The 15,406-nt window shown below is 64.1% G+C and carries 16 protein-coding genes; 9 read left to right on the top strand and 7 right to left on the bottom strand.

What is annotated here, in order from left to right:
- Positions 1-71: 71 nt before the first annotated feature.
- The gene (locus GGI48_RS16275) at positions 72-698 is read left to right on the top strand and encodes a DedA family protein (RefSeq protein WP_016965640.1); all 627 of its coding nucleotides are present in this window, start codon (positions 72-74) and stop codon (positions 696-698) included.
- A 51-nt stretch (positions 699-749) separates the two neighbouring features.
- The gene (gene elbB, locus GGI48_RS16270; protein WP_179599159.1) at positions 750-1,415 is read left to right on the top strand and encodes an isoprenoid biosynthesis glyoxalase ElbB; all 666 of its coding nucleotides are present in this window, start codon (positions 750-752) and stop codon (positions 1,413-1,415) included.
- A 144-nt stretch (positions 1,416-1,559) separates the two neighbouring features.
- On the opposite strand, the gene GGI48_RS16265 is transcribed toward elbB, so the two are convergent.
- Both GGI48_RS16265 and GGI48_RS16260 read right to left on the bottom strand, forming a co-directional pair.
- Positions 1,560-2,015 carry a YaiI/YqxD family protein gene (locus GGI48_RS16265; RefSeq protein WP_016965642.1) on the bottom strand — a complete coding sequence of 152 codons (456 nt, stop codon included), beginning with the start codon at positions 2,013-2,015 and terminating at the stop codon, positions 1,560-1,562.
- Positions 2,016-2,094: 79 nt separating this feature from the next.
- On the bottom strand, positions 2,095-3,993 hold the full coding sequence (locus GGI48_RS16260; protein ID WP_179599158.1) for a cytochrome c/FTR1 family iron permease: 1,899 nt from the start codon (positions 3,991-3,993) through the stop codon (positions 2,095-2,097).
- 243 nt (positions 3,994-4,236) lie between these two features.
- On the opposite strand from GGI48_RS16260, the gene GGI48_RS16255 reads away from it, so the two are divergent.
- The 5 genes from GGI48_RS16255 (at position 4,237) to GGI48_RS16235 (ending at position 9,074) form a co-directional block, all read left to right on the top strand.
- Positions 4,237-5,604 (top strand): COG3014 family protein, encoded by a 1,368-nt coding sequence (locus GGI48_RS16255; protein ID WP_179599157.1) that lies wholly within the window; start codon positions 4,237-4,239, stop codon positions 5,602-5,604.
- Between the two features lie 223 nt (positions 5,605-5,827).
- Positions 5,828-7,321: a COG3014 family protein gene (locus GGI48_RS16250; RefSeq protein ID WP_179599155.1), complete on the top strand. Its 1,494-nt coding sequence runs from the start codon at positions 5,828-5,830 to the stop codon at positions 7,319-7,321.
- Positions 7,322-7,334: 13 nt separating this feature from the next.
- A complete protein-coding gene (locus tag GGI48_RS16245) occupies positions 7,335-7,706 on the top strand; it encodes a YcfL family protein (protein WP_016966925.1) in 372 nt (123 codons plus the stop codon).
- 33 nt (positions 7,707-7,739) lie between these two features.
- On the top strand, positions 7,740-8,327 hold the full coding sequence (gene lpoB, locus GGI48_RS16240; protein ID WP_016966926.1) for a penicillin-binding protein activator LpoB: 588 nt from the start codon (positions 7,740-7,742) through the stop codon (positions 8,325-8,327).
- A 3-nt stretch (positions 8,328-8,330) separates the two neighbouring features.
- Entirely contained in the window at positions 8,331-9,074 is a 744-nt protein-coding gene (locus tag GGI48_RS16235; protein ID WP_179599153.1) for a penicillin-binding protein activator LpoB, read from the top strand.
- A 57-nt stretch (positions 9,075-9,131) separates the two neighbouring features.
- On the opposite strand, the gene GGI48_RS16230 is transcribed toward GGI48_RS16235, so the two are convergent.
- From GGI48_RS16230 to GGI48_RS16220, 3 genes are all read right to left on the bottom strand, one after another.
- Positions 9,132-9,764: a LysE family transporter gene (locus tag GGI48_RS16230; protein ID WP_011064164.1), complete on the bottom strand. Its 633-nt coding sequence runs from the start codon at positions 9,762-9,764 to the stop codon at positions 9,132-9,134.
- Between the two features lie 206 nt (positions 9,765-9,970).
- Positions 9,971-10,552: a mechanosensitive ion channel family protein gene (locus GGI48_RS16225; protein ID WP_016966929.1), complete on the bottom strand. Its 582-nt coding sequence runs from the start codon at positions 10,550-10,552 to the stop codon at positions 9,971-9,973.
- Positions 10,552-12,462 carry an ATP-binding cassette domain-containing protein gene (locus tag GGI48_RS16220; protein ID WP_016966930.1) on the bottom strand — a complete coding sequence of 637 codons (1,911 nt, stop codon included), beginning with the start codon at positions 12,460-12,462 and terminating at the stop codon, positions 10,552-10,554. The genes GGI48_RS16225 and GGI48_RS16220 overlap by 1 nt, the downstream gene beginning before the upstream one ends.
- Positions 12,463-12,512: 50 nt before the next feature.
- Here GGI48_RS16220 and GGI48_RS16215 point away from each other — a divergent pair, with 50 nt between their 5' ends.
- On the top strand, positions 12,513-12,977 hold the full coding sequence (locus tag GGI48_RS16215; RefSeq protein WP_047306587.1) for a TIGR02444 family protein: 465 nt from the start codon (positions 12,513-12,515) through the stop codon (positions 12,975-12,977).
- On the opposite strand, the gene GGI48_RS16210 is transcribed toward GGI48_RS16215, so the two are convergent.
- On the bottom strand, positions 12,974-14,029 hold the full coding sequence (locus GGI48_RS16210) for an AlgP family protein (RefSeq protein ID WP_179599151.1): 1,056 nt from the start codon (positions 14,027-14,029) through the stop codon (positions 12,974-12,976). The two genes, GGI48_RS16215 and GGI48_RS16210, sit on opposite strands and share 4 nt — an antisense overlap.
- Before the next feature lie 193 nt (positions 14,030-14,222).
- Between GGI48_RS16210 and GGI48_RS16205 the strand changes: the two genes are divergently transcribed.
- Positions 14,223-14,888 carry an FKBP-type peptidyl-prolyl cis-trans isomerase gene (locus tag GGI48_RS16205; RefSeq protein ID WP_016966933.1) on the top strand — a complete coding sequence of 222 codons (666 nt, stop codon included), beginning with the start codon at positions 14,223-14,225 and terminating at the stop codon, positions 14,886-14,888.
- A 59-nt stretch (positions 14,889-14,947) separates the two neighbouring features.
- Here the strand turns inward: GGI48_RS16205 and GGI48_RS16200 are convergent, their stop codons facing one another.
- Positions 14,948-15,406 (bottom strand): Rsd/AlgQ family anti-sigma factor, encoded by a 459-nt coding sequence (locus GGI48_RS16200; RefSeq protein ID WP_016966934.1) that lies wholly within the window; start codon positions 15,404-15,406, stop codon positions 14,948-14,950.

Here is a 15,406-nt window from a genome sequence, read left to right as displayed (position 1 = left end):
ACACATTTCGATACTTTCCCGAACGTCGTCGAAGGGGTAGGCTGCGCGTTCATTTCGCCAGCATCCAGACAATGCTCCAACAATTTCTTCAGGATTTCGGCTACTTCGCCCTCTTTCTCGGCACGTTTTTCGAAGGTGAAACCATTCTGGTTCTTGCCGGGTTTCTTGCGTTCCGCGAGTACATGGATATCAAGCTGGTGATGATCGTCGCCTTCCTCGGCAGCTACGCCGGTGACCAGCTGTGGTACTTCCTGGGGCGCAAGCATGGCCGCAAGCTGCTGGCGCGCAAGCCGCGCTGGCAAATGATGGGCGATCGGGCGCTGGAGCATATCCGCAAGCATCCGGATATCTGGGTGCTGAGCTTCCGCTTCGTCTATGGCCTGCGCACCGTGATGCCGGTGGCCATAGGCCTGTCCGGCTATCCGCCGGGCCGCTATCTGCTGCTCAACGGTATTGGCGCGGCCGTCTGGGCCGTGGCCCTGGCCCAGGCCGCCTACCATTTCGGCGCGGTCATGGAAGGCATGCTCGGCAGTATCAAGAAGTACGAGCTGTGGGTCCTGGGCGCCCTGCTGGTGCTGGGCTTCGGCCTGTGGTTGCGCCGGCGTTTCAAGAACGCCCGCCTGGCCAAGCAGGTCTACGAGGCCGAACAAGCCGCCGCGCAGGACAAGACCAAGGCTTCGACCACACCGGTGGAGTGACACGCCCGTCCTTTGGCATGCTGTCGGCACCCTTAACCTGGAGAAACAACCATGAGCAAAAAAGTTGCAGTGATCCTTTCCGGTTGCGGCGTGTTCGACGGTGCCGAGATCCACGAGAGCGTGATCACCCTGCTGCGCCTCGACCAGCGTGGTGCCCAGGTGCAGTGCTTTGCCCCGAACATCCCGCAGATGCATGTGCTCAACCACCTGACCGGTGAAACCATGGCCGAAACCCGCAACGTGCTGGTGGAATCGGCGCGCATTGCCCGTGGCCAGGTCAAGGACCTGGCTGAAGCCAACGTCGAGGATTTCGACGCGCTGATCATTCCCGGCGGCTTCGGCGCCGCCAAGAATCTGTCCAGCTTCGCCACCGAAGGTGCGGCCTGCACGGTCCAGGCCGACGTCCTGGCCCTGGCCGAGGCCTTTGCCGAAGCCGGCAAGCCGGTGGGCCTGATGTGCATCGCCCCGGCCCTGGCGGCGAAGATCTACGGTCCGGGCGTGACCTGCACCATCGGCAACGATGCCGACACCGCCGCGGCCCTGGGCAAGATGGGCGCCAGCCACGCCGAATGCGCGGTGGGCGACATCGTCGAAGACACCGCGCGCAAACTGGTAAGCACACCGGCCTACATGCTGGCGCAATCGATCAGCGAAGCCGCCTCGGGCATCAACAAGCTGGTGGACCGGGTGCTGGAACTGACCCACGAAGGCGAATAACCGCCCCGCCACAAGGACAACCTCCTGTGGCGAGGACAGGGGCTCAAGCCGGGCCGCAAAACGGCCGCACACCGGAATACCCCACTGCAGCCGGCTCCCCGCCGGCTGCACACAGCCAAAGGATTGCTCGGCACATCAGGCCCTTCAGGCCTGACGCGACAGCCGGGTCAGAATCCGATCCAGCGCATTGGCAAATGCCTGCTTCTCCCGATCGCCATAGGGCGCCTGCCCGCCGCTGACCTGCCCCTGCTCCCGCAGATCGGTAAACAGATTACGCACCGCCAGGCGCTCGCCCATGTTCTGCGCGTCGAACTCCTTGCCCCGCGGGTCCAGAGCGGCCACGCCCTTCTTCACCAGGCGGTCGGCCAGCGGCACATCGCTGCAGATCACCAATTCGCCCGGCACCGCGTGCTCCACCAGGTAATCGTCGGCGGCATCCGGGCCGCTGGGCACCACGATCAACCGGACGCAGGCAAACGCCGGCTTGATCTGCGCCTGCCCGGCCACCAGCACCACCTCGAACTGACGCTTCAAGGCAAAGCGCACCACCTGCTCCTTGGCCGCCTTAGGGCAAGCGTCGGCATCGATCCACACACGCATCGAGTGTTCTCCTTCCAGAATGCAAAACGGGCAAGCCACCCCGTGCAGGAGTGGCTTGCCCGCGATCAACCGCGCAGCGTCAAGAAGCCTGCAAGCGCCGCTTCTCACTCAGGCGACTGCGACTATAAAGCACCACGATCGCCAGGATGGCCACCGCCTGGGCACCCAGCGAGTAAGCGTCGGCGTGAATCCCCAGCCAGTCGAAGTCGAAGAACGGCACTGGCCGGGTGCCGAAGATACCGGCTTCCTGCAGGGCCTTGACCCCGTGCCCGGCAAACACCACCGACAAGGCGCAGAGCAACGCCGCGTTGATGCCGAAGAACAGCGCCAGCGGCAGCTTGGCCGAACCCCGCAGGATCACCCAGGCCAGGCCCACCAGCAGCACCAGGGCGGTGGCGCCACCGGCCAGCACCGCGTTGTGTCCGGCGGGGCCGGCCTGCAGCCACAGGGTTTCGTAGAACAGGATCACTTCGAACAGCTCGCGATACACCGAGAAGAACGCCAGCACGGCAAAGCCGAAACGCCCGCCGCCGCCCACCAGGCTGCTTTTGATGTAGTCCTGCCAGGCCGCCGCATGCCGGCGATCATGCATCCACACCCCGAGCCACAGCACCATGACGCTGGCGAACAGCGCGGTAGCACCTTCCAGCAGCTCGCGCTGGGAACCGCTGACGTCGATCACGTAAGCCGCCAGAGCCCAGGTGCCCAGGCCCGCCAGCAACGCCAGGCCCCAGCCGACGTTGACGCTGCGCACCGCCGATTGCTGGCCGGTGTTACGCAGGAAGGCGAGGATGGCCGCCAGCACCAGGATCGCTTCCAGCCCCTCGCGCAGCAGGATCAGCAAGCCGGAGATAAAGCTCAGCGACCAGCTCAGGCTGTCGCCGCCCAGAAGCCCGGCAGACTCCTTGAGCTTGGCCTTGGCCGCGTCCAGGCGCTGCTCGGCCTGAGCCACCGGCAAGCCGTCCTGCAACGACTGACGGTAGGCCATCAGGGCCTTTTCCGTGTCCTTGCGCACCGTGGCATCGACGTTGTCCAGGGAGCTTTCCACCAGCTCGAAACCTTCCAGGTACGCCGCTACCGACAGGTCATAGGCCTGTTCATGATCGCCGTTGCGATAGGCCGCAAGACTCTTGTCCAGGGTCGAGGCGGTGTAGTCCAGCAACTGCCCCGGACCCCGCTTGACCTGAGGCGGCTGCGCCCGCTGGGCGCGGAAGGTGGCGGCGGCCTGCGGGCCTTGGGCGGCCAGGACTTCGGCGGGCGTCTGCCGGGCCAGGTCGGCCAGGTTGAAGCCTTGCTCGCCCTTGGCCGCCGCCGGATCGGCGCTGAACCCGGCGATGTAAGTGGCCAGGTCCCAACGTTGGCGGTCATCCAGCTGATCGGCAAAGGCCGGCATGTCCGTGCCTTCAACACCCAGCCCCAGGGTGTTGTAGACCGCGTACAGGCTCAGGCGATCAAGACGCTCGGCATCCCGCAGATTGGCCGGTGGCGGAGTCATGCCAACGCCGGCCGGACCATCGCCGGCGCCTTTTTCGCCGTGGCACACCGAGCAGTGCTGGGCATACAGCGGCGCACCGCGGCTCGGGTCCGGGGTAATGACCGGCGCCTGGCTGACCTCATAGGCCACCGCCAGCTTGGCTCCCATCTGCCGCGCCAGACGGGCCACCTGAGCCCCCTCGAGCCGATCCTCCACCGCCTTGCGCAAAGCGGCGATGCCCTGCTCCAGCTCGGCCTTCTCCGGTTTGGCCGGCAGCTCGGCGATCAGCCCTTGCAAGACCCCGAGAAACTCCACCTGTTCGCGGTATTCGGACTCGTCGACGACCTTGCCGGCTTCAACCGTGGGCGGGTAATCGGCGCCGATGTAATCCAGCAGATGCAAGGCCTTGGGCGCGCCATCGACGGTATCGGCCAGCAGGTTGAAGCTGCAGAGCGCGAGTACCGGCAGCACCAGCAATGCCAGTAAACGGGAAGGGCCAGTCATGAACGAATCTCAAATGGAAATACGAAGTAACATATTGTTCACTCCCAATGAGTTTCACTCAAGGCTTATCCGTCTGTTGAAACATTTCCGCTGACCAGCGCCTGCCCAACGGCGCCCAGCTGCCGGCCACGCGACAGGCGCCCCGCATCCGCCACCAGGACCCGATAGCCCTTCCCTGCCCACTGTCTGCCCCTGATAATGCGCCACCTCTTGCAGGTCACGTTCAGGGAAGAACCACCATCTATGACCCGCTGCCTTATCTCCTTGCTGCTGTCGATCCTGCTGCTGAGCGGCTGTTCGATCTTTCGCAACTACGACCTGGAACTGCAACAGACCAACCAGCAACTGCAGGCTGGCAACGTCGACGGCGCCCTGGCCCTGCTGGAACAGCACAATCCCTGGCAAGACAAGGACCTGCTCTATTACTTCGAGAAAGGCGAACTGCTGCGGGCCAAGGGCGACCTGATCGGCAGCCAGCTGGCCTGGCGCCGGGCCGACCGGGTGCTGTTCACCTGGGAAGAGTCGGTGAAGTTCGACAGCGCCAAGTACCTGGCCCAGTTCGGCAGCTACCTGATCAACGACAAGGTCCGACGCTACGAGGGCTACGACTACGAAAAGGTCATGCTGACCACCCAGATGGCGATCAACCACCTGGCCCTGCAGGACTTCGACGGCGCGCGCATCGAGATCAAGAAGACCCACGAGCGCGAGGCGCTGATCGCCGAGTTGCGGGACAAGCAGTACCTGCAGCTCGAAGAACAGGCCCACAGCCAGGGCATCAACGTGCGCTACCAGGATTTGCACGGTTATCCGGTGGCGACCCTGGACGCCCCCGAAGTGCTGGAGCTGAAGAACAGCTACCAGAGCGCCTTCAGCCATTACCTGGCCGGCTACCTCTACGAAGCCCTGGGCGAACGGGGCCTGGCCGCCGCCGGTTATCGCCAGGCAATCGAGCTGCGCCCCCATACGCCGTTGCTGGAACAAGCCCTGCGCAGCCTCGATCGCCCCACTGCCAAGGCCGATGAAAGCGACGTGCTGATCATCGTGCAGAACGGCCTGGCGCCGGCCCGAGGCTCGGTGCAGTTGCCGGTCACCGTGGAGATCGAGGGCCAGCCGATCCCGACCCTGGTGTCGTTCCCGATCATGCTCGCCGACACCTCGACCCGCCCCGTGGAGCAGCTCAGCGTGAATGGTCGCAAACAGCCGCTGACCGCCCTCAACAGCGTCAGCGCCATGTCGCGCCGGGCCCTGCGCGACGACATGCCCGGGATCATCCTGCGCACCACCTACCGCGCCCAGTCCTACGCCGCCTTCCAGGCCCAGCAATTGAAGAAGGACCCGCAGCGGGCCAAGGAGAAACAGCGGCTCAACGTGCTGATCGAGGACGCCGACACCCGCACCTGGCGCACCCTGCCGGACACCACCCTGGTAGCCCGTCTGCGCCTGAAGAAAGGCCAGCACCGGCTGGCCCTGGGCAAGAGCGCGCAATTGCCCTTCAGGCTGGACCAGCGCTTCCAGGTCATCAGCCTGCGCAGAGTGGGCGACCAGTTGTTCGTCATCGCCCCCGCGCCGGAGGAACGATCGCCGCTGGCCGCCCTGTTCGGTGGTTAATGCGCAGCGGCTCACATAGTGGCTAACAACTATCAATCTGACCCTAAAAAGCCATTACACCACCCAAAACCACGTCTATAATGCCGCGCCCTCGTTATCGCGAAATGGCATTTAAGCTCCTCTTTTTATGAGGAATTGGCAGGATCGCCAGCGCTCCTGCCAGTGGGTTCGTCCAGCCCGACCCGCACGCCCGGCTGTCTCATTCAGGGAAGAAGAAGTACCCATGGCATCCCGCGCCCTCACCACGATTGCCCTCGGCGCAGTCACTTTGCTTGCAGGCTGTTCGGCCTTGCGCAGCTACGACAGCGAACTGCAGGAAACCAACCAGCAACTGCGCACCGGCAACCTCGATGCCGCCCTGACCCTGCTGGAAAAGAACAACCAGGGTGAAGACAAGGACCTGCTCTACTACTTCGAAAAGGGCGAGTTGCTGCGGGCCAAGGGTGACCTCAATGGCAGCCAGGCCGCCTGGGGCCATGCCGATCAGGTGGTGGCCAGCTGGGAAGATTCGGTCAAGCTCGACACCGACAAGTACCTGGCCCAGTTCGGCAGCTTCCTGGTCAACGACAAGGTCCGCCGCTACGAAGGCTACGACTACGAAAAGGTCATGCTGACCACCCAGATGGCCATGAACCTGCTGGCCGGCAATGACTTCGACGGCGCCCGCATGGCGATCAAGAAGACCCACGAGCGCGAAGCGGTGATCGCCGAACTGCGCGACAAGGAATACCTCAAGCGCGAGGACGAAGCCGAGAAGCAAGGGATCAAGACCGAGTACAAGGACCTCAAGGGCTACCCGGTGGAAGCCCTTGACGCCCCGGACGTGGTCAACCTGAAAAACAGCTACCAGAGCGCCTTCAGCCACTACCTGGCCGGCTTCGTCTACGAAGCCCTGGGCGAGAAGGACCTGGCCGCCCCCGGCTACCGCAAGGCTGCCGAACTGCGCCCCAACACCCCGCTGCTGGAACAGGCCCTGCTGAACCTGGACGCCCCCGTGGAACCGGTGAAAATCGAAGCCCCGGGCAAGTCTTCGGCCAAGTCCAAGCGCAAGGCTGCGGCCAAGGCCCCCGCCAAGGCGCCGGTGGTACCAGCCCTGGCGGCGGATGAAAGCGACGTGCTGATCGTGGTACAGAGCGGCCTGGCCCCGGCCCGCGACTCGGTGCGCATTCCCCTGCCGCTGCCGATCAACGACCATCTGGTGATCACCCCGCTGTCGTTCCCGGTGATCAAGGCCGACACCTCGACCCAGACCTTTGCCCAGATCGGCATCGACGGCCAGCAACACAACCTGACCCTGCTCAACAGCACCACCGCCATGTCGCGCCGCGCCCTGCGCGACGACATGCCGGGGATCATCCTGCGCACCACGGTGCGCGCCGTGACCCGTGGCGTGGCGCAAAAGAACCTCAACGAAGTCAACCCGCTGGCCGGTCTGGCCGTGGGCCTGGCTTCGGCGGTGACCGAAGGCGCCGATACCCGTACCTGGCGCACCCTGCCGGACAACACCCAGGTGACGCGCCTGCGCCTCAAGCAGGGCGAACACAGCCTGAGCCTGCCCAACGCCCTGGGCGGCACCCAGGTGCAGGTCAAGATTGACCAGCGCTACCAAGTGGTCGCCCTGCGGGTGGTCGGCAACCAGGTGTTCAGCAGCGGCCTAGCCGCCCATGTCATCCCGAACAACGCCGGCCAGAACATGGCCAGCAACCAACGTCCTTGAGCGGAGCCCCCTCATGCGCTTGAAGCTTCTCGCTGTCGCCGCACTGGCCCTATTGGCCGGTTGCGCCACCCCGCCACCTCCTGCTCCCGGCAGCGCCGCGAGCAAGGTGGTGGTGATGAACAAGTTCAACAACATCGCCATCGGCGCGATGCGGGTCGCCCGTGAAAACGGCTTCCTGACGGTCAAGGTGGCGCTGAACAACACCAGCCACACCAACATGACCCTGTACTACCGCTTCGTCTGGCTGGGCGACGACGGCTTCCCGGTGGCCGATGAAGAAAGCTGGAAAGTCTTCAACCTGTACGCGGCCCAGGCCACCTTCCTGCCGGCCATCGCGCCGGTGCCCAAGGCCACCGACTTCCGCCTGGAAGTCAAAACCCAATAAGCCGTCCCTGAACCCGATCAAGAGAGCACTTCCATGTTTGCACGCTTTTCCTTCCTCGCCGTGGTCGCCCTGCTGGCCAGCGGTTGCGCCAACACCTCCCCGGTACTGGGCGGCAAGAACATCAGCTACGGCGACAGCAAGGCCGTGGAACTGGTGACCAACGAGTTCGGCTCCACCGACCTGCAGATGATCGCCGAATCCATGACCCGCTCCCTGGCCCAGTCCGGCATCCTCCAGGGTCGCCCGGTGGTGCAGGTCTACGACGTGAAGAACAAGACCAGCGAGTACATCGACACCCGCGAGATCACCACCTCGATCAAGACCCAGCTGATGAAGTCCGGCACTGCTCGCTTCGCCAGCGACAACACCGCCATGCAGAGCCAGGTCGACCAGCTCAAGCTGCAGAACCAGAGCGGCCTGTACAAGAAATCCACGGTGGCCAAGACTGGCAACATGATTGCCGCCAAATACCGTCTTGAAGGCTCCATCAGCTCCATCGTCAAGCGCAGCAGCGACTACAAGGACGTCTTCTACAAATTCAGCCTGCAACTGATCGACGTCGAGAGCGGTCTGGCCGAGTGGATGGACGAGAAAGAGATCCGCAAGACCACGGAGCGCTAAGCAATGCGTGCATGGATTGGCATTCTGGCCCTGGCCTGCGCATTCAGTGCGCAGGCGGCCCCGAAAGTCGCAGTCATGGACCTGGCCTACCAGGAACGTGTGCAGGAATACATCCACGTGGTTTCGGCCCAGCAGAACTACCGCGAGGGCTACTACAGCTCCAGCGGCTCGGCCAGCTACAACGAACTGGAAGCCAGCACCAGCTACATCGAGGAAGGCGAACTGCGCAAGTTCACCGGTGATATCAAGGGCGGGATCCTCAAGTCCGGGATGTTCCAGCTGGTGCAGGGTTCGCCCCACACCGACGCGTCCAGGACCAACGTCTACGACATCATCAAGCGCATCAAGGCCGGCAACTTCAAGGGTGCCGACTACGTGCTGTTCGGCACCGTGTCGGACATCGACTTCACCCAGGACATCAACGAGCTGGCCAATACCAACAGCTACTCGGCGGTGCTGGGCCTGACCCTGGTGGCGGACTTCAGCCTGATCAACACTCGCACCTTCGAGATCACCTCGGCGTTCACCGCCATGGGCGAAGGCCAGGACACCAAGCTGGTGAACAGCCGCGACATCCGTGTCTCGCTGAACCGCCCACGGGTGGTGCGCGAAGTCTCCAAGGCCCTGGGCGAAGACGTCACCCGGCAGATGGCCGAGCAGCTGGGCCGCGGTGGCTACGAGCAACCGGGGCAAGCGCCGATGCGCAACAACCTGCCGCCGGACACCGCGCCGGTGATCCTGCGCTAAGCCGTGCACCAATGAAAAAGGCGACCCGTGGGTCGCCTTTTTTTGTCTCTGGAAAACCTAGGCCGCCGCTTTGCGGATAGTCGCCAGAAAGCCCGCCGCACCGAGGAACAGGCCGGCAAAGGTGCGGTTCATGCGCCGCTGCTGGACCGGGGTGCGCAGCAGGCGCAGGACCTTGGACGCCAGCCCGGTGTAGCCGGCCATGACGATCAGATCGACCACGATCATGGTGGCGCCGAGGATCAGGTACTGCTTGACCAGGGGTGCGTGCGGATCGATGAACTGCGGCAGCACCGCGAGCATGAACACCAGGGCCTTGGGGTTGCTGATGTTCACCAGGAAGCCGCGAAACACCAGGGCCAGGGGCTTGCCGATGGGGCGAATGGCGGCGTCATCGCTGAGGTCGCTGGGCAGCGCGCGCCATTGCTTGACCGCCAGGTACACCAGGTAGGCCACACCGAACCACTTGATGGCATAGAAGGCAGTGGCCGAGGCGGCGAGGATGGCGCCGACACCGGCGGCGACAATGGCAATCTGCATGGCCAGGCCCAGTTGCAGGCCCAGGGCGTTCCAGTAACCGCGCCAGAAACCGTATTGCAGGCCGCAGGACATCGACGCAATGGCGCCGGCGCCCGGGGAAAGACTGATTACCCAACTGGCGGCAAAGAACGCCAGCCATGTCTCAAGCACCATTGCACACCTCGGATCGAATTGGTCGTGACTGCCTAAGCTAATCCTCTGCTTGGCGGCTGACCATATTTTTTTCGCCCAAAGGTCACGCACGCCCCTCTAGCCGCTGCCGCAGGCTGCGAACGACTGCGCAGCAGGCACCGCGCTGGCGGCACCGAAGGTCCTGCGGACCTCATCGCAGCCTGCGGCAGCAACCACAGAGCAAGGCGTTACTTCTCGCCGCCGCCTACTGGCAGCGCATCGGTGCCACGCCAACGGCGCACCGAGCGCTGGAAGAACAGGCTGTTGGGCACCTGGACCATGGCGCTGCCGGTGCCGGCCTCTTCGGCTTCGATGAGGGTGGTGTACAGCAGGTTGATCGCCACCACCCGGCCCTTGACCCCGGGCTTGTCGACGGTGTCCACCAGCTCCACCACATCACCCAGGCGGAACGGGCCAACGGTGAAGATCAGGATCGCGCACAGCAGGTTGGAGAGCACGCTCCACATGGCGAAGAACGCCACCGCCGCCACGGCGACAAAGCCGGACAGGGCGGTCCACAGCACCGTGGCGGAAACCCCCAGGCGCTCCAGGACGAAGATCACCGCGCTGCCCATGATCAGCCAGCGCAGGCCGCCGCGCAGGGGCATCAGCAATTGCGGCGGGAACGGGTAACGCTCACCCAGGCGGGTCAGGCCACGGGCGACGAAACGCTGGGCCAGATAGCCCGCCAGCAGAATCAGCAGGATCTGCACACCGATCCACAACGGACCGATCCACTGCGCCGGCAACGGCAGCTGCAGCGCTTCCATCAGGACAGCGCCTCCAGCTCGGCCTGCATGCTTTCCAGCAGCTCCAGGGCCTCCATCCAGGCCTCTTCCAGCTCGGACTCACGGGTCTTGAGCCTGGCCTGCTCGGCCAGCAAGTCGCGCAGCTCATCCTTGCGCGCCGCCTCGTACAGACCGCTGTCGCCGAGGCTGGCCTCGATCTTGGCCAGGCGCTCATGCACCTTGCCCAGCTCGGCTTCCAGCTTGTCGGCCTCGCGCTTGTGCGGCGCCAATTGCTGACGCAGGGCGGCAGCGGCCTGACGCTGGGCCTTCTTGTCGGTCTTGTCCGGATTGACCGGCGTGTTGCTGACCGGCGCATTGCGCTGGCGGTAATCCACCAGCCAACGGGTGTAGTCGTCCAGGTCGCCGTCGAACTCCTCGACCTTGCCGTCGGCCACCAGGAAGAAATTGTCCGTGGTGCTCTTGAGCAGATGGCGATCGTGGGAAACCACCAGCACCGCGCCACTGAACTCTTGCAGGGCCATGGTCAGGGCCAGGCGCATCTCCAGGTCCAGGTGGTTGGTGGGTTCGTCGAGCAGCAACAGGTTCGGCCGCTCCCAGGCGATCAGCGCCAGGGCCAGACGGGCTTTTTCGCCGCCGGAGAAATTCAGCACCGGCTCGTCGATGCGCGCGCCACGGAAGTCGAAGCCGCCGAGGAAGTCGCGCAGGGTCTGCTCGCGCTCGGTGGGCGCCAGACGCTGCAGGTGCAGCAAAGGGCTGGCCTTGGAATCCAGGGAGTCGAGTTGGTGCTGGGCGAAGTAGCCGACAACGGTGTTCTCGCCCCGGGTCAGGCGTCCGGAGAGCGGCTGCAGCTCACCGGAGAGGTTCTTGATCAGGGTCGACTTGCCGGCGCCGTTAGGGCCCAGCAGACCGATCCGCGCACCCGGGGTCAGCTGCAGCTTGACCTTCTCCAGGATCGTGCGCTCGCCATACCCCAGGCGCGCATCGGAGAGGTCGATCAGCGGGCTGGAAATCTTCGTCGACTCACGGAAGGTGAAGTCGAAGGGCGAATCGACGTGGGCCGCCGACAGCTCCTCCATGCGCTCCAGGGCCTTGATCCGGCTCTGGGCCTGACGGGCCTTGGTGGCCTGGGCCTTGAAGCGGGCGATGTAGCTTTCCATGTGCGCGCGCTGCGCCTGCTGCTTCTCGTAGGCCTGCTGTTGCTGGGCCAGGCGCTCGGCACGGGCGCGCTCGAAGGCGCTGTAGCCACCGCGATAGAGGGTGATCTTGCGCTGATCGACATGAGCGACGTGATCGACCACGGCGTCGAGGAAATCCCGATCGTGGGAGATCAGCAGCAAAGTGCCGGGATAACCCTTGAGCCAGTCTTCCAGCCAGATGATGGCGTCGAGGTCCAAGTGGTTGGTCGGCTCGTCAAGCAGCAACAGGTCCGACGGGCACATCAGGGCCTGGGCCAGGTTCAGGCGCATCCGCCAGCCCCCGGAGAAGTCGCCGACCTGACGGTCCATCTGTTCGTTGGTGAAGCCCAGTCCGGCCAGCAGCTTGCGCGCCCGGGCATCGGCGGTATAACCGTCGGCGCTGTCCAGTTCGGCATGCAAGCGCGCCTGAGCAGCGCCATCCTGGGCCGCTTCGGCAGCCGCCAGGTCACGCTGCACCTGGCGCAGGCGCAGGTCGCCATCGAGCACATAGTCCACCGCCAGGCGCTCGAGGGTATCGACCTCCTGGCGCATGTGGGCAATGCGCCAATCGGCGGGCAGGAAGCAGTCACCCGAATCCGGGTGCAGCTCCCCGCGCAGCAGGGCGAACAGGCTGGATTTGCCGGCGCCGTTGGCACCGATCAGGCCGGCTTTCTGGCCGGCGTGCAGGGTCAGCTCGGCGTCTTCTAGCAGACGTTGCGGACCACGCTGTAAAGTCAGGTTCTGAAGTCGAATCATAATGGCGGCGGAGTCTACCAGCTTCGTTCGCAACTGGCGCGAGTAGCACTATGTCCTCTGACCTGTGGAGTTTTTCCCTTGGCACCTATGCCCTTCCGGGCGTGCAGGAGGCCTGTCTGCAACTGCAGGACAGCGGGGCCAATGTCTGCCTGCTGCTCTGTGGCGCGTGGCTTGGCCAGCGAGGTGTCAGTTGCGACGCTCAGCGTTTGCAGCAGTTGCAGGCGCTGGCGGCGCCCTGGGATCGGGACGTGGTCCAGCCCTTGCGCGACTTGCGCACCCGCTGGCGCCAGGCGGCCCGCGAGGACAGTGAGTTGAGCGCCTTGCGCGAACAGGTCAAGACCCTGGAGCTGGAAGCCGAACGGCAATTGCTGCTGCGCTTGCAGGAACAGGCCAGGCCATGGCCCGACGCTCAGGCAGCGAACCTGGAAGACTGGCTTGAGGGATTGGCGGCCGGAGCCGCCGAACGCAACCGCGACGCGCTGCAGGTGCTGCGCGTCGCGGTGACCGGCGCTTAGGAAGCGCTGGAGGGAGTGCCGGCGGCAGCCGGTGCAGGCGTGGCGGCAGGCGTGCTCGTCGCAGCAGCTGGAGAAGCTGTTGGCGCTGGAGCAGCAGGTTTGGCCGCAGCAGGTGCAGCCGGCTTGGCCGCTGGAGTCGCGGTTTTGGCAGCGGCAGGCTTGGCGGCCGCCGGTTTTTTCACAGCAGGTTTTGCCGCAGGCTTCGCTGCAGCCTTGGCCGCTGCTGGCTTGGCCGCAGGTTTCGCTGCCGCGGCGGCAGGCTTGGCCGCCACTGCCGGTTTGCTGGCAGGCTTGGCCGCAGCTTTTGCCGGGGCTTTGGCTACTGCAGGTTTGGCGGCGGGTTTGGTGGCAGCGGGTTTCGCGGCTGCGGGTTTGGCCGCAGGCTTGGCGGCAGCTTTAGCGGCTACCGGTTTGGCAGCAGGCTTGGCGGTGGTTTTGGCTGCTGGCTTGGCGGCAGCGGTCTTGGCGGCAACAGGTTTGGCAGCGGCAGGCTTAGCCGTTGCGGACTTGCTCGCCGCAGGTTTGGCGGCGCTGGCGGCGGCCGGTTTTTTCGCAGCAGGTTTGGCCGCTGGCTTGGCAGCGGATTTGGCTGGCGCTTTGGCAGCAGGCTTGGCTGCCGGCTTCTTCGCCGCCACTGCGTCCGACTGGGCATCACGAGTGCTCAATGCCTTGGCCACCGCTTCCTTCACACGGCCAACGCCTTGAGCCAACTTCAGGCTTTCCTGGGCATCGCGCTTGAGTTGCAGGATGTAGCTGCGGGTTTGGGCCTGACGTTCTTTCAATGCGTCCAGCAGGTCTTCGAGTTCACTCACCGCGGTCTTGGCCTTGGCTTGTGCCTTGGCTTTGCCGGCCGCCGCGGCATCCTGCAATTTGGTGCGCGATTTGTGCAGTTTTTCCTGCGCCTTGCCTCGTTGTTTTTCCAGCTTGGCGAGCAGTTTTTCAGCATCAGCCAAGGCTTGGGAACAAGCGTTTTCCAAATGTTCGAGCAGGCTGCCCGACAACTGTTGGAGCAAATGCAACGGAGTATTTACAGGCTTCTTACTGGCCGACATGGTTGACCTCCTGGCTGACGTGAGTTGCGGCTCATACTAGACCTCTGCTGTTACCGCCGCTAGGGCATGTTGACAGTATCGAAAGCCTGGCGTTGCAAGCGACGGAAAATGTTCTTCGCCGCCATCGAAGTTGCTCACCAACCCGCCCTTTGTCGCTGGCATAATCCACCGCTACTCAGGCCGGAGAGTGCCCATGTCGCGTTACCTGTTTTTATCCTTGAGCCTGTTCTTGCCCCTGGCGCAGGCTGCTGCGCAAGCACCGCCCAACGACGCTCATGATCTTGCCTACAGCCTGGGCGCGAGCCTCGGCGAACGGCTGCGCGACGAAGTCCCCGACCTGCAGATCCAGGCGTTGGTGGAGGGATTGAAAGCCGCCTACCAAGGCAAGCCGCTGGCCCTCAAGAGCGAGCGCATCGAACAGCTCCTGGCCCAGCACGAAGCGCAGATCAGCGAACAGTCGGCTCGCTCGCAGATCGAGACGGCGCTGGAAAACGAACGACGGTTTCTCGATCAGGAAAAAGCCAAGCCCGGCGTGCGCCAGCTGGCTGACGGCATCCTGCTGACCGAGCTGGCGCCGGGCAGCGGCAACAAGGCCAGCCCTAACGGCTCGGTCCAGGTGCGCTACACCGGGCGCCTGCCTGACGGCACCGTGTTCGATCAGACACAACAGCCTCAATGGTTTCGCCTGGACAGCGTGATTGCCGGCTGGCGCATCGCCCTGGCGCAGATGCCCACCGGTGCCAGATGGCGGTTGGTGATTCCTTCGGACCAGGCCTATGGCACCGAAGGCGCGGGCGATCTGATCGCTCCCTACACGCCGCTGGTGTTCGATATTGAATTGCTGGGCGTTGCCGGCTGAGTCGCAGAAACAAAAACGGCACGCCTGGGCGTGCCGTTTGCTGATGCTCGAACCTGTATTCAGGCCTGAGCCACCGCGTCCTGCTTATGGGCGTTGTGCAGCACTTCGATCAGGCAATCTTCCAGCTCGAAGCGTTCGTGCAACAGGCCGCCCAGCTCCTTGAACTTCTGCGCCACACACTGACCCGCATCGCACAGATCGTTGAACGCCAGGAGTTTTTCGGTGATCACGTCGATACGCGGATAGAGGGTATCGGCCAGTTCAAGACCGCGCTTGTCGCCAAAGGCCTTGGCTTCGCTGGTCAGCTGTTCGTAGATTTCAAAATGTCCGGCGGACACATAATCCACCAGAATCCCGCAGAATTCCTGAAGCGGCTTCTTGCTCTTGCTCAACGCCTCGGGCTCGGCGCCCAGCGCATCATAGGCTCGAACCAGTTCGTGACGCTCCTGCAACCAGCGATCGATCAGCAGATGCACTCCACCCCAGCGTTCCTGAGCATTCTGACAACTTTCGAGCAT

It is taken from the genome of Pseudomonas protegens, from assembly GCF_013407925.2.
GTDB classification, from domain to species: domain Bacteria; phylum Pseudomonadota; class Gammaproteobacteria; order Pseudomonadales; family Pseudomonadaceae; genus Aquipseudomonas; species Aquipseudomonas fluorescens_AP.
The sequence above is the reverse complement of the archived record's forward strand: the minus strand, read 5'-3'. Positions and strand labels throughout refer to the sequence as shown.

Bases quoted from the DNA above. Each gene is read 5' to 3' on its own strand.
- GGI48_RS16275 (WP_016965640.1), top strand. From the start codon at position 72: ATGCTCCAACAATTTCTTCAGGATTTCGGCTACTTCGCCCTCTTTCTC.
- elbB (WP_179599159.1), top strand. From the start codon at position 750: ATGAGCAAAAAAGTTGCAGTGATCCTTTCCGGTTGCGGCGTGTTCGAC.
- GGI48_RS16265 (WP_016965642.1), bottom strand. From the start codon at position 2,015: ATGCGTGTGTGGATCGATGCCGACGCTTGCCCTAAGGCGGCCAAGGAG.
- GGI48_RS16260 (WP_179599158.1), bottom strand. From the start codon at position 3,993: ATGACTGGCCCTTCCCGTTTACTGGCATTGCTGGTGCTGCCGGTACTC.
- GGI48_RS16255 (WP_179599157.1), top strand. From the start codon at position 4,237: ATGACCCGCTGCCTTATCTCCTTGCTGCTGTCGATCCTGCTGCTGAGC.
- GGI48_RS16250 (WP_179599155.1), top strand. From the start codon at position 5,828: ATGGCATCCCGCGCCCTCACCACGATTGCCCTCGGCGCAGTCACTTTG.
- GGI48_RS16245 (WP_016966925.1), top strand. From the start codon at position 7,335: ATGCGCTTGAAGCTTCTCGCTGTCGCCGCACTGGCCCTATTGGCCGGT.
- lpoB (WP_016966926.1), top strand. From the start codon at position 7,740: ATGTTTGCACGCTTTTCCTTCCTCGCCGTGGTCGCCCTGCTGGCCAGC.
- GGI48_RS16235 (WP_179599153.1), top strand. From the start codon at position 8,331: ATGCGTGCATGGATTGGCATTCTGGCCCTGGCCTGCGCATTCAGTGCG.
- GGI48_RS16230 (WP_011064164.1), bottom strand. From the start codon at position 9,764: ATGGTGCTTGAGACATGGCTGGCGTTCTTTGCCGCCAGTTGGGTAATC.
- GGI48_RS16225 (WP_016966929.1), bottom strand. From the start codon at position 10,552: ATGGAAGCGCTGCAGCTGCCGTTGCCGGCGCAGTGGATCGGTCCGTTG.
- GGI48_RS16220 (WP_016966930.1), bottom strand. From the start codon at position 12,462: ATGATTCGACTTCAGAACCTGACTTTACAGCGTGGTCCGCAACGTCTG.
- GGI48_RS16215 (WP_047306587.1), top strand. From the start codon at position 12,513: ATGTCCTCTGACCTGTGGAGTTTTTCCCTTGGCACCTATGCCCTTCCG.
- GGI48_RS16210 (WP_179599151.1), bottom strand. From the start codon at position 14,029: ATGTCGGCCAGTAAGAAGCCTGTAAATACTCCGTTGCATTTGCTCCAA.
- GGI48_RS16205 (WP_016966933.1), top strand. From the start codon at position 14,223: ATGTCGCGTTACCTGTTTTTATCCTTGAGCCTGTTCTTGCCCCTGGCG.
- GGI48_RS16200 (WP_016966934.1), bottom strand. From the start codon at position 15,406: ATGCTCGAAAGTTGTCAGAATGCTCAGGAACGCTGGGGTGGAGTGCAT.